The organism is Actinomyces mediterranea, from assembly GCF_900155595.1.
GTDB lineage: Bacteria > Actinomycetota > Actinomycetes > Actinomycetales > Actinomycetaceae > Pauljensenia > Pauljensenia mediterranea.
Map to the genome: position 1 here is coordinate 396,193 of NZ_FTPB01000003.1, position 12,400 is coordinate 408,592.

Consider the following 12,400-nt stretch of genomic DNA (forward strand, 5'->3'; position numbering starts at 1 on the left):
CCTCCAATAGATCTAGTTCCTTGTCACCGCGCCAGACGCATGCCCGCCGACTGGCGTCCACAAGCGGTCGATGGGGATCACATGCAGACGATCCTGGTAAGTATAGGAGCGCTTGCCTGCGGTCATCATGATGCCGCCCAGGAAACGGTCGCCGAGCAAATCACGAAGTTTGGCCATGCCGCGAAACTCCGACCCCGGCGCTCGCTCGCTCGCTTTGACCTCTATAGCCAGCACGCGTCCGTCATCACGCTCGATGACGAGATCGACCTCGTCGCCGTCACTGGTACGCCAATGCCCGAGCGCAACCGGCTCCCCCAGCCACGAAGCCTGTTTGCGGATCTCCCCCACCACGAACGTCTCCAGAAGATGACCGAAATCGGTCAACGCCGCCGGGTCGAGGCCTCGCAGCCTGTTGGGGGTGAGGCGAAGCAGCCGTGCGGCAAGTCCGGAATCGACGACGTGGGCCTTCGGCTTGACACTCACCCGGGAGCGCAGCGTCTTGCCCCAGGCAGGAAGCCGCACGACCAGGAACAGATCCTCCAACAGGCGCAAGTGATTCTCGGCGGTTGCCCTATTGATCCCCAGTTCCTCCGCTCCGGCGGAGACATTCAACAACTGCCCGGTCCGCGAAGCCACGTGACCCAGCAGATCGGCAAGGGCCTGACGCTCCCGAATTCGACTGAGCTCGACGGCATCGCGTTCGACGGAAGCACGGACGAAGTCGTCGAACCATCGCGCGCGCGACGCCTCGGTACGGCGCAGCGCTAACGGCATTCCGCCTGAGCAAACCCGATCCACATACTCGTCCCTAGAGGTCGTTGATGTGGGGAGCGCCGCCACCGTGTCCGCGACATCTGCGAGCAAACGCTCGAGGAAGTCCTCGCGAACGCCGACGATCTCCCCTTGCGACAAGGGCCAGATCACTTGCGAATGCAGGCGACCCGTGAGTGCTTGGGCCGTGCGCGGCAAGGCGTCTTGCCGCGTGGATCCCGTGATGACCGCAGTACCCGGGTTGCTTCCCTCTCGGTTCAGGCGCGCCTTGATCGCGTCCAGGACGTCCGGGAGGCGCTGGTACTCATCGACGCACAGCGTCGTAGCCGTCGATACAGCAGACGTCAGATTCCCTTCCACGGCCTCACGGACCTCGATATCGTCGAGGTCGATGACGCTACTGCCCACCTGCGCCGCGAACGCGCGCAGAACCGTCGATTTGCCGACCGATCGGGGACCGTGAAGTGCCACCACCGGCTCCACACGCACCTGTTCCACGAGGACCTCGCTCACCCGGCGCGGAACGACACTCGTAAGCTTCATGAACCTAACCTAGCATTCGCGAGCCGCTCTAGTAAGCAAACATGAGCACCTTAACAGAGCAAATATGATCGCTTGCCGACGCAAACAAACGCAGACCCTTCTAGCACACGCGGAACTCGCAGCCGAGGGCGGGTCCGGTCCCCGGGAGCTCGGGGAATCAGGCGCTGAGTTTGAGCCCCACTCCGTTCAATCTCTGCGACCTGCCGTAGCGTCACGCTATCTCGGACAAGGACTGATCCAGCGACACCACGACAAACTGGCGGAACCTCGCGAACCTGTCGGCGACCTAAGCGCTCTCCAGTTCACGATCAAGAGTCCTGCGACGATAGCCCTTCATCGTTTTACACTGCTATTCCCCGCTTTTCTCGCTACCGTTTTCAGATGTTCTTCGCTACCGTTTTCAGCTCTTATTCAGCATGATTCTCGCTGACAGGGGATTAATCCTTCTCTGTAGCACACCGGATGCGGAGGGGCTCCGTCTATTTCAGCTTCCGCTCTGTTCGACGCGAACCACCGAGCCCAGTCTCAGATGTGGAAGCGGATGTCGTTGAGCCTCGCATCCGACGCGATCCCCGGGTAGAGGCTGCGAAGATCCGCCTGATTGCGCGGATCGACCTCGGAGAGGAGAATCGGGGTGACACTGTCGATCACGCCCGGTACCGTGTCAAAGCCTCGCCGCTCGGCATCTTCGAGGACAAGAGTCGTCGGCCCGCATGTCACCGGATCGTGAGGGCGGAGGAGGCGGGCCCCGCGCCCAGCCAGCGCCTCATCGAGCTGGCGCCGGTCGATGCGCAGGAAACGGCGGGCATCCTCATCGGGCTGCAGGTATGAGTAGGGCAGGAGGCTGCAGATCGGCACCGATTCGATACCTCCGTTCCCGGCGTCGCCCGGGACGAGGACGCGGCAGTCGGGATGCTGGTCGAGGAGCACCTGACGGCACCTGCCGCACGGCGGGATCACTCCCCTGCCGCCGTCTCCGACGGCCACCATGGTCGCGATGGGGCCGACGTGCGCGCTCGCCGCCATTCCCAGCACGACCAATTCGGCACAGGGACCGCCGTTGAAGTGATAGTTGTTCACACCGGCGTGGATGGTGCCGTGAAGATCCATGGCCGCCGCCGCGACCGTGTGATTGGGATCCTTACCGAGAGTAGCGGCGAGTTCGGTAGCGGCGGCGATGATCGCATCATTGTTTGCCCAACCGGTCGGAGACGCCATAACGCAATACTCCCCGACTGGGCGGCGGCGTACAAGGTCGGCCACGAGGGTCGGACTCAATCGTGCGAAGTGCCCTGCCCTCGATAATCGAGGGCGGGGCACTTTCAGCCTCGTCGGTCTCACACGTTGAACTTCAACTCGACCTTGCCCGCAGATGCGCGTCAGGGCCAATCGCTGGCTACCTACCCTCCAGGGCGAGCCGATCTGCGTACCCAATAAGACTGGTCACGAGCATGAGGACTTGGACGCAGTTGCGCTTGTTGAACTGTCGCGAAGAGACGCCATGAACGCTCGTGTGACGTGAATAGTAGTACGGCACTTTGTCACCGTTTTTCTTCCAGAACTGCTCGTGGGCGTTCCAGATCGGAAGCCAGACAAATGCTTCGCGAACATCCATCTCGTCAATCACCTGCGGAACATCGGAGTCCCTCTCGCGATTAGTGATCGCGCACCGCTTACTGACGTCGGGGTTGAGCTACAGAATGAGAGAGTCCAGAGTCACGGTGAAGAGCGCTTGGGCCGACCGATAGTTCTCAGCCCGCATCGCGCCGATTCCGTCTCGAACGAACTCCACCACGTGGAGTATCTGTTCAGAGGACACCATATCGAGCATCACGGCACAGTCTTCGATAATAGTCGAATAGCAATTGCCAAGAATGCGTCGACGTTCTGCACGGTCATCAGCTCTCAGCAGCCGCAAGGCGGTTCGCCCGCGTGGCACAAGGTAAAGTGGGATGCCCTCTTCCTCGAGAAAGGTCCGCACCGCGCTGACGTCGATCTCGTCGGCTTGGTCACGCAGATTAGGAGGTAGGATCGAACGGTCGCTCCGCCGCAACAGCTCGGGATCAATGCCCTCCTTAAGCGCGGGCCCGTATGATGGCGACAACGGCCTTGCTCTGTTCCTGCGCCGACGTGACGGCCGCCTTTGCGGCCGAGCTGACGGGACTCAACCGCAACACGGTCAACCGCTACTACATGATGCTCAGGGCGAGGATCGCCGAGCTCTGCGAGCGGGACTCGCCGTTCAACGGCGAGGTCGACGAGAGCTCCGTCGGACCCAGGCGCGTCAGAGGCAGGCACGACCACGGCGCCGGGCGCAAGACGATCGTATTTGGCCTGCTCAAGCGGGGTGGCAAGGTCTACACACAGATAGTCCCTGACATCTCCAGGAGGACGTTGATGCAGGGCATCGAGAAAAAGGCGGACAAGTCGTCGACCATGTACACCGACGGCTTCAACTCCTCCGACGGCCTGGTCGACTGGGGCCACCATCACCACTACCGCGTGCACCACGGCGCGGACGAGCTCGTGGAGACGAGAACCCCCCGCACTCACATCAACGGCATCGAGAGCTTCTGGGGATACGCTACGAACCGGCTGGTAAACACCAGGGGGCTGCCAAGGAGGGCTTCCACCTCCACCTCACGGAGCGCGAGTTCAGGTCCAACACGCGCGAGCAGGACATGTACAGGTTCACGCTGAAGGAGCCTCGCAAGAAGGCACTAAACTAGACCAGCCCCTTAAAAAATACATATATAGAAGATTAAATCAGGCGTACCCGCCGGAGGCTGAAAACGCACTTTTCGTTGGAATTGCAGGAAAAACCGGGTACGCTTTTGCTTTTGCCCTGTTTCAGCCAGGCGGTGGCGCGCAACTTTACGCTTTCAGCCCGGCGTGGCATCGAGGCGGAACGAGACGGCCTCCCACGTAGCCCGGCGGCCCGGCTGGCTAGTCTTCCGCGCCTTCAGCGGGGCCAGCCGGACCATTACGGCGACGCGCCGGGGCATCATCATCATCGAAAGTCGTAATCAAGCTCGAATTGGAAAGGGGCATAAGGGCCCGGTACATTAAGCCATCGAGGAAACGTGCGCTGTTTGTAACCGAACCGCCCAACGCTCATCGTGATGGCTAGCTCTATCTCCTCGATCCATAACGGGCAGGAAACCCAAAACTCCACAGGTTCATTGGGAGCAAGATACTGTGGTTTGAATACGAATTCCTCATCCCGGATCTTTCGCTTACTGAGCGATCTCATCTCAGGGGCAGCGATTTGAGTTCGCCAGCCTTCGCCACCTTCGGGAATTTCTCGGGAGGCACGGGAGAGGGTAAGCACTGTTCACAGCACACGTCATGTACATACGCTCTCGCACTCGCGCTCTTCATCCACGCCTTTACCCAGCGGACACCGTCAGAATCAACCCAGTACTCTTCCATGAAGTCAACAAACGGCTTCTCCGGCAGCGCGGCGCGTCGCCTTATGAACCAGACAACCACCCCCACGACAACCGGGCCAACAACGAAGGGGAACCCAACAATCGTGGCTATAGCCGCCCAGTCCTGGAGCATTACTTCACCCCCAACGTTAATGCAGAGCGAAATTCGACTGTAAGTCCAATAGCCCTAGCCCCTTGACCTTGCACCTAACGTATGATCACCGATCATTATCCTCAAACGGGCGATGGGATAACATACAGACGAATCCGGAAAATTCAGAAACACAACCTGAACAAGAGGCACCGCGCATCATCGCCGTTTCTTCTTCGCCGTTTTACTTGCATTATGCGCGTTGTATTCAGCAACTGCTGCATCGACATCCAGTCCTTCATCCAACGCCCTGCGTGCGAGTTCTAGGGCACGAATGCTCAGCCCCTGCCATACAATGCTCTTTTTGGGGGTCACCTTGCACCTGTAACACGCCGGATCTGATTTAAGATCGAGGTGTTGAACCACGGCATACCCCTGGTATTGCGTTAGTCCGAGCTTCTCCCCAAATTTACTCAGCTTGATGGAGTACCGGTCGAAAGTATCTACTTCACGATAAGCAACAGCATCCTCCCCTTCGCGCGCCAGGCGGACAGGAAGGTCACCCCGTTTAGGATCAATCTTGAGACTTATCTCTTGCACTAGATCCGATGATTCGGAACCATCGGCGACACGGAGTCCGACCACACCCGGGAAAACCACCTTCCATTCTTTCCGTGCTTTGAGATCGTCCATCACCGTCTTGATTTCAGTTTCCGAAGGAGAGCCCTCTATCCCGCGTGCTGCACGATCTAAGGCCATAATGGGAAGAAGTCGGGCTCGCGCTTCAGCTCCGCGTCGCTTACTTGGTGTCAGCAATTCCATGATCTGTTCAACTTCCTTACCCACTACGAGCGCTACATCTGTCGGCGGCGTTGCCGAGACTGGAAGGACTCGTCCAGGCATGAGTTCGCCAAGGTCCTGTCCCGTCAGGCCGAGTAGAATTTTCCGGAAGATTGTGACGGCGGAGCGTAGCTGCAACCAGAGTACGTCATCACTAATCGTAATGAAGTCGTGGGTTGCATCGTTGCGCTCCTCCCTCAAGGTCCGTAGGACCACACAGTCACCTGCATCGATCACACCCAACCCAGACATGGCGACATCAATGCACTTACCAAGGCCGAAAGATCGGTCACCGCTCTTGAAACCCACCTTCTTCCGTTCCTCATAGATCACGGCTTTCAGCAGCATCTCAAAAGCATGCGCAGCCATCATCACAGTCGCATGCTCGCGGCCGAGCGGGCTAGGACGATTGAAAAGTTCAATTGCGAGCGTCAATGACTCAACGGCAGCATTGACGTACTGTTTCGTTTTTCGCGAAGTCATCTCACTCCTTCAACGGGCGGACGTCGATCTGCCACAAACACCTGCTTATTTGATGCCACATGCCACAGTCACGCACGAACAACGCCGCACGTCACCCAATGCGGCCCCCGTTAGTCAACCCTAGAATCGCGGCCCCCGTTAGTCAACCTTAAAATCTACGTGGCTGCTGCGTGTTATGCGCAGTCATATGGGCCGAGGAATCGTTCACCGTCGAGATGGATCATGTGCGTTGGGTCTGAAGCGCACCACGCTTCGGTCTCCCATGCGAGGTCAGCAAGGAACTTCCGCATGGTTGCCCTATCAGGGAAGCACGACACATAGACGAGACCAGCAGTGGAGCCGGAAAATAGCACTTGGAGTTCCCCATGCCGCTTTGCATCTACAGGCCCGTGGGTCGAGGCCGCTTCCATGAGGAACAACCAGTTCGTGCTCTTCTGATAAACAACGAGGTCTGGAAGCTTGCCATGGGTGTCAACCGTGACCCCGAGGGCGGCTAGTTTCGCCTCGTCGAAGTGCATGAGTTTCTCGTCAGCGTCGCCAATATAGAGCACTTCGCCACCGGGGATGAAGTAGGCGCAGAAGTCGTCGATCACCTGCTTGATGAGCACATTCTGACCACCGCCTCCAAGCGTGAGTTCTTGCCCTCCGGGAATACGCACTGGGATGCGAGTCAAGTCGCGTGCCGCTTGGTATTTTTCAAGCAATCCGGGTGCAACGGCTAGATAGTCACTGAGCGCCGTGTCGAAGCTCGGCGTGCCGTAGAGCCGAACAACTTTGAGCGCCTCCGGATTGATGCGGTAGTTATTCGCGGACGAATTGGTCGGGCGGGCGGGATTGTCGTCGTTGTAAATGACGAATCCCGCGTCGCGGAACTGGTGGAGGGTCTGACGGCGGTAGGTCTCTCGCGTATTCTCAGCGACATCGACACCAAGACGCTCTCGAATCCAGTCAAGAATGGCGCGCACTCCAAGCATCGGATTCACCGCATCGGCCCACTGCGACTGTTCATCGAGTTGCGTCAGCGCCAGCAGAGTGCGAGCCGCTCTCACATTGGTCCTGGCTTTGTCGAAGCCGAAAGCTTCGAGAATCTGCCGAGCTTCATCAAGACGTGTCATGCGCACACCGCCTCGCGAGTGAGGACACGCTCAACCAAGACATCGATATCCCGTTGATCGTCCACAGGGTTCTGGCCCAGTTCGCGGAGCTGTTCGAGCGACGGGAATCGCATCATCCGTAGATCCGTTGCATTGACTTGGGTGTGCCCAGAAAACACTCGGAAGTACTCATCAACCCGAGTCGAGTTTAGGAACAGGGCTAACCCAGCCGCGATTTCCGGGTCCAAGCCGTGCCCGTCGTGGTGTATGTAGTTGAGCTTGTTGTCAAAGGCGACGCTTCCCTCGGAACGCGATACCGCACTGACGATGCGGCGTTTCTCTTCTTTCGCCGAGAAACGTTTGACAAGCACATAGACCCCACCGGGAACCACAAGTTTCGCCATGGATTCCGGGGCGGAGTAGAACCACTCGGGCTTCTTAGTCCCGATTGGGTGGTGAACGACACCCCCGCGCAGGTGAGAGGCATTGACCATGGGCACCGCCCCTGTGACAGGTTCAAAGTGAAGCATTTCGCGCGAGCGGAAGTCCACCACACGGCCAGTCGAAACGGTCAGTCCGAGGTCGGCCAGCGTCGAAGTGACATACGTTGTCATCCACGCCACGGCCTCAGCATCTTTCTCCGTGGCAGGGACATGTATGAAGTCAGGCGTCACGATCTCTGAGTAATCCACGTGTCGCGACGACGGCTCGGCATTGTGGTCATACGACGCTTGAACCAGCACTTTGTCCGGGAAGGTTCCGCGAGTTGCGGCGACGATGATGGACTCCTGTAGCACTCCCAGGTCACCGAACACCCGAGAGCGACTCTCAAAGGTGTAGATCGCATCGATTCCAGCTTCACGGACGAACGCGTGACGGAAGTCTGAGTAGTAGGTGCCGTTCATCCATGAGCGGGGCGTGATCGCCACTTGCTGTCCACCCGGAACGAGTAATCGCAGGCCGAGAGCAAGAAAAGCGGTGTAGACATTCGGCACTTGGATGCCGTTTTCGCGCAGGAGCCATTGCGCCTCACTACCTGATCGGAGCTTCGCGTATGGCGGGTTCTGGACAACGATGTCAAAGCGCTCATCAGTTGAGAGAGCCCAAGGCAGGAAGTCCGCATCGATAAGCTCGGTCGTGACTCCCTCCACAACTCCGAGCTCAGCGAGCATCTCTGACAATGCAGGGTACAGGTGAGGGTCGTTCTCGACGGCCACGATATGAACTTCAGCATCAGGACACTCGATACGGAGCCGATCTACGAGTGCCGCCGAAAGTATGCCACTCCCAGCTCCGGGATCGAGCACGCGGATGGACCGACTTTCAGGCACTCGGAAGAGGCCTGCGATAATGCGAGCTACCGAACGCGGGGTGAAATACTGTCCTCGTTGAGCCCGGCTCTCAGCGTCGATGCTTGCCAGAGCCGCTGTTCGGCGCTGGTCAGCGGAGTCCAGAAGATGCAGGCTCATGGTTGTTACTTCTTGCCCCCAGACGTTAGTCCAGAGCGGAACTCCACGACATCGCCGTCGCGCATGATGTAGTCCTTGCCCTCCATGCGAACCTTCCCCGCAGCGCGGGCCTCCTGCATGCCGCCGAGTTCGACGAGGTCGTCGTAGGAGACGATTTCCGCTTTGATGAACCCCCTCTGGAAGTCCGTGTGGATGACGCCAGCCGCCTGCGGCGCCGTGTCGCCCTGGTGGATCGTCCAGGCGCGAGACTCCTTGACCCCTGCGGTGAGGAAGGTCTGCAGCCCCAGCGTGTTGAAGCCGACTCGGGCGAGCTTGTCGAGGCCGGATTCGCTCTGGCCAGATTCCTCCAGCATCTCGCGGGCATCGTCCTCGTCGAGTTCAACGAGTTCGGCCTCGAATTGGGCGTCGAGGAAGATCGCTTCAGCGGGGGCGACGAGGTCGCGAAGCCGCGCCTGCATCTCCTCATCCTCCATGCCCGCGCTATCCATGTTGAACACGAAGATGAACGGCTTCGTCGTCATGAGCTGGAAGGACTTCAGCGCATCCTGATCGAGGTCGGCCCCGGCAGGTCCGGAGAGCAGCTCCCCGCGCTCGAGTACCTCCACTGCTGCCTTCGCCGTCTCCAACACGATCGCCTCGGTCTTCTTGCCGCGCACTTCCTTCTCCAGGCGCGGGATCTGCTTCTCCAGGGTCTGCAGGTCCGCGAGGATCAGTTCGGTCTGGATCGTCTCGATATCGGAGGAGGGATCGACTCTCCCATCGACGTGCACGACGTCGGGGTCTGCAAATGCCCTCGTCACCTGGCAGATCGCGTCGGCCTCTCGAATATTCGCGAGGAACTGGTTGCCCAGGCCCTCGCCCTCGGACGCGCCGCGCACGATGCCCGCGATGTCCACGAAGGACACCGTCGCGGGGATGGTCTTCTCCGACTGGAACATCTGCGTCAAGACTGTGAGACGCGGATCGGGAAGCGGGACCACACCGACATTCGGCTCAATCGTAGCGAAGGGATAGTTCGCGGCGAGCACAGTCGCGCGAGTCAGGGCATTGAACAGGGTCGACTTGCCGACATTGGGCAGTCCGGCGATTCCGATGGTAAGAGACACGCCTGTCATTCTACAGACGCCACACACAGCCCACGCGGCGCGCCCGCGCCCTCAGCTCGTGTGATCGGGTCCGGCTGTACGCGGCGCGTGGGGGCGTGCGTCGGCAAGGCCGCGCGCGGTCAGTTCGGTCCTCAGATTACGGGGCAGGGCGAAAGTGGTCGTCTCGGTCTGCGTGCGCACGACCTCCACATTTGGAAAGCCCCGCCCCCCCAGCCAGTCGATGACGTCTTTGACGAGGATCTCCGGCACCGATGCGCCAGAGGTCAGGCCGACGGTCGCCGCCCCCTTGAACCAGGATTCCTCCAACTCGTCCGCCATGTCGACGCGGTGCGCCGCTCCTGCGCCCGCCTCGAGCGCCACTTCGACTAGGCGCACGGAGTTCGACGAGTTCGCCGACCCGACGACCACCATGACGTCGACTGACGGCGCGATGGTCTTCACGGCGACCTGGCGGTTCTGCGTCGCATAACAGATGTCATCCGAGGGCGGGTCGATGAGATTGGGGAATCGCCTGCGCAGGCGGTCGACTGTTTCGCGGGTCTCATCGACGCTGAGAGTGGTTTGGGAGATCCACACGACCCGATCGGGGTCTCGCACGACGACGGAGTCGACCTCGTCAGGAGTGCCGACGACTTGGATATGCGCGGGCGCCTCGCCGAAAGTCCCCTCGACCTCTTCATGGCCCTGGTGCCCGACGAGGACGATGTCGTAGTCCTCCTTCGCGAAGCGCACGGCCTCGCGGTGGACCTTGGTGACGAGCGGGCAGGTCGCATCGATGGTGGCGAGACTGCGCGACTCGGCGGCGGCGCGCACCTGCGGGGACACGCCGTGGGCGGAGAAGACGACGCGCGCCCCCTCGGGGACTTCGTCGGTCTCTTGAACGAAGATCGCTCCGCGCTTGGTCAGGGACTCGACGACGAACTTATTGTGAACGATTTCTTTTCGCACATACACGGGGGCACCGTACAGGTCGAGGGCCTTTTCGACGACGTCCACCGCCCGGTCCACTCCGGCGCAGTATCCGCGCGGCGCAGCCAGGAGGATGCGACCGCCCTCTGCGGAAGTCATGGCCCCGGCGATGGCATCGGCCGTGCCGCCGCGAAGATCCGACTTGTGTTCGCTCATGCCTTCAGCGTAGTGGGATTCGAGGGCGAGGGCGCGCTGTGGCATCATGTCCAGGTGTCAGCATTTCAGCCCAGCTCCGCAGCCCGGCAGCCCTCAGGCCCCGCCATTGACGCCGCACGACCCGCGCAGGCCCCGGCGGCGAAGGCCGCGGACACCACTCGGGAGAATCCATGGCCGCTGCGACGGCTGACGGAGAACATCAAGATCTACGTCGACCGCATGTCGATGCTGTGGGTGGAGGGCCAGGTCGTCGAGTACAAGCCCCGCCCCGGCACGAAAATGGCGTTCTTCGTGCTGCGCGACGTCGAGACTGATACCTCGATGACGGTCACCGCTTGGCCGGGGATCCTCACCGGTGCCGGTCCCGGCTTCGAAGAGGGCGCCCGCGTGGTCATGCGCGTCAAACCGGTGTTCTGGGAGCGGCGCGGCACCCTCAACCTCAAAGCCGAGGAAGTACACGTCGCGGGCATCGGCGACCTCTTGACCCGCATCGAGCAGGTGCGCCAGCGTCTGAGCGCTGAAGGGCTCTTCGATGCCGAGCGCAAGCGGCCCCTGCCCTTCCTTCCCCGCCGGATCGGCCTCATCTGCGGGCGCAATGCGAAAGCGAAGGATGATGTGCTCGTCAACGCTACGACGCGCTGGCCGACTGCCGATTTCGAAGTCCGCGAGGTCGCAGTCCAGGGGGAGCGCTGCGTCGCTGAGGTGACGCGGGCGCTCGCCGAGTTGGACTCGATCGACGAGGTCGACGTCATCATCATCGCCCGCGGCGGCGGCTCCGTCGAAGACCTGCTGCCCTTCTCCGAGGAGACGATGGTGCGGGCCGCTGCGAATGCGCACACGCCGATCGTCTCTGCGATCGGGCACGAGGGCGATGCGCCGCTATTGGACCTGGTCGCCGATTATAGGGCGTCGACGCCGACGGATGCGGCGCGCCGCATCGCGCCCGACTACAACCAGGAGATGGACGGGATCACCCGAGCGGTCCGATCTATTCGCACCTCCCTCGCCGCGCGAATCACCCGCGAGGAGCAGACTCTGCAGATGCTGGTCTCCCGCCCGGTCTTCCAGAGCCCGAGCGCTGTTGTCGACTCCCACCGGATGGTGATCGACACTGAAGTAATGCAGATGCGCCGCCATATCGAGCGGCGGCTCGCCCACGAGGCGCAGATGCTGAGCGAAGCGCGTGCCTCCCTCACCGTACTGTCCCCGCAGGGGACGCTCGACCGGGGGTATGCGATGCTCAAACTCCCCGACGGCACGCTCGTGCGCGATGCTCAAGACGTGGCGAAGGGCTCCCTCATCGAGGGCATCCTCGCGCGCGGCAGACTCGTCGCCCAGGTGGTCGGCTCAACCGCTTCAGCCCCTTCCGCTTCGGGTCGCGCGGACCCGTCGCCCCGCTCATCCGACGCCGACTGAACCTTCGCCCTCATCCCCACCGAACCCGAAG

10 protein-coding genes are annotated in these 12,400 nt (G+C 60.9%); 2 read left to right on the top strand and 8 right to left on the bottom strand.

Going from position 1 to position 12,400, the window contains the following annotated elements; genetic code table 11:
- Nucleotides 1–12: 12 nt before the first annotated feature.
- Entirely contained in the window at nucleotides 13–1,284 is a 1,272-nt protein-coding gene (locus BQ7471_RS02885; protein WP_205408239.1) for an ATP-binding protein, read from the bottom strand.
- A gap of 555 nt (nucleotides 1,285–1,839) precedes the next feature.
- A complete protein-coding gene (locus BQ7471_RS11030) occupies nucleotides 1,840–2,532 on the bottom strand; it encodes a cytidine deaminase family protein (RefSeq protein WP_076464060.1) in 693 nt (230 codons plus the stop codon).
- An 873-nt stretch (nucleotides 2,533–3,405) separates the two neighbouring features.
- Here BQ7471_RS11030 and BQ7471_RS02905 point away from each other — a divergent pair.
- Entirely contained in the window at nucleotides 3,406–4,014 is a 609-nt protein-coding gene (locus BQ7471_RS02905; protein WP_129583324.1) for an IS1595 family transposase, read from the top strand.
- A 549-nt stretch (nucleotides 4,015–4,563) separates the two neighbouring features.
- On the opposite strand, the gene BQ7471_RS02910 is transcribed toward BQ7471_RS02905, so the two are convergent.
- The 6 genes from BQ7471_RS02910 to BQ7471_RS02935 all read right to left on the bottom strand — a co-directional run bounded on the left by BQ7471_RS02910 (nucleotide 4,564) and on the right by BQ7471_RS02935 (nucleotide 10,896).
- Nucleotides 4,564–4,878, bottom strand: coding sequence for a hypothetical protein (locus BQ7471_RS02910; RefSeq protein WP_076464065.1), 315 nt, complete (start codon nucleotides 4,876–4,878; stop codon nucleotides 4,564–4,566).
- Between the two features lie 177 nt (nucleotides 4,879–5,055).
- The gene (locus BQ7471_RS02915) at nucleotides 5,056–6,159 is read right to left on the bottom strand and encodes a DUF3644 domain-containing protein (protein ID WP_076464066.1); all 1,104 of its coding nucleotides are present in this window, start codon (nucleotides 6,157–6,159) and stop codon (nucleotides 5,056–5,058) included.
- A gap of 173 nt (nucleotides 6,160–6,332) precedes the next feature.
- A complete protein-coding gene (locus tag BQ7471_RS02920) occupies nucleotides 6,333–7,274 on the bottom strand; it encodes a BsuBI/PstI family type II restriction endonuclease (protein ID WP_076464068.1) in 942 nt (313 codons plus the stop codon).
- Nucleotides 7,271–8,722 carry an Eco57I restriction-modification methylase domain-containing protein gene (locus tag BQ7471_RS02925; protein WP_076464069.1) on the bottom strand — a complete coding sequence of 484 codons (1,452 nt, stop codon included), beginning with the start codon at nucleotides 8,720–8,722 and terminating at the stop codon, nucleotides 7,271–7,273. Before BQ7471_RS02925 ends, BQ7471_RS02920 begins: the two co-directional genes overlap by 4 nt.
- Before the next feature lie 5 nt (nucleotides 8,723–8,727).
- Nucleotides 8,728–9,828 carry a redox-regulated ATPase YchF gene (ychF, locus tag BQ7471_RS02930; RefSeq protein WP_076464071.1) on the bottom strand — a complete coding sequence of 367 codons (1,101 nt, stop codon included), beginning with the start codon at nucleotides 9,826–9,828 and terminating at the stop codon, nucleotides 8,728–8,730.
- Between the two features lie 51 nt (nucleotides 9,829–9,879).
- Nucleotides 9,880–10,896, bottom strand: coding sequence for a 4-hydroxy-3-methylbut-2-enyl diphosphate reductase (locus tag BQ7471_RS02935; RefSeq protein WP_076464416.1), 1,017 nt, complete (start codon nucleotides 10,894–10,896; stop codon nucleotides 9,880–9,882).
- 111 nt (nucleotides 10,897–11,007) lie between these two features.
- On the opposite strand from BQ7471_RS02935, the gene xseA reads away from it, so the two are divergent.
- A complete protein-coding gene (xseA, locus tag BQ7471_RS02940) occupies nucleotides 11,008–12,369 on the top strand; it encodes an exodeoxyribonuclease VII large subunit (protein ID WP_407922674.1) in 1,362 nt (453 codons plus the stop codon).
- Nucleotides 12,370–12,400: the final 31 nt, after the last annotated feature.

Coding starts and splice junctions, on each gene's coding strand:
- BQ7471_RS11030 (WP_076464060.1), bottom strand. CDS start 2,532: ATGGCGTCTCCGACCGGTTGGGCAAACAATGATGCGATCATCGCCGCC.
- BQ7471_RS02905 (WP_129583324.1), top strand. CDS start 3,406: ATGATGGCGACAACGGCCTTGCTCTGTTCCTGCGCCGACGTGACGGCC.
- BQ7471_RS02910 (WP_076464065.1), bottom strand. CDS start 4,878: ATGCTCCAGGACTGGGCGGCTATAGCCACGATTGTTGGGTTCCCCTTC.
- BQ7471_RS02915 (WP_076464066.1), bottom strand. CDS start 6,159: ATGACTTCGCGAAAAACGAAACAGTACGTCAATGCTGCCGTTGAGTCA.
- BQ7471_RS02920 (WP_076464068.1), bottom strand. CDS start 7,274: ATGACACGTCTTGATGAAGCTCGGCAGATTCTCGAAGCTTTCGGCTTC.
- BQ7471_RS02925 (WP_076464069.1), bottom strand. CDS start 8,722: ATGAGCCTGCATCTTCTGGACTCCGCTGACCAGCGCCGAACAGCGGCT.
- BQ7471_RS02935 (WP_076464416.1), bottom strand. CDS start 10,896: ATGACTTCCGCAGAGGGCGGTCGCATCCTCCTGGCTGCGCCGCGCGGA.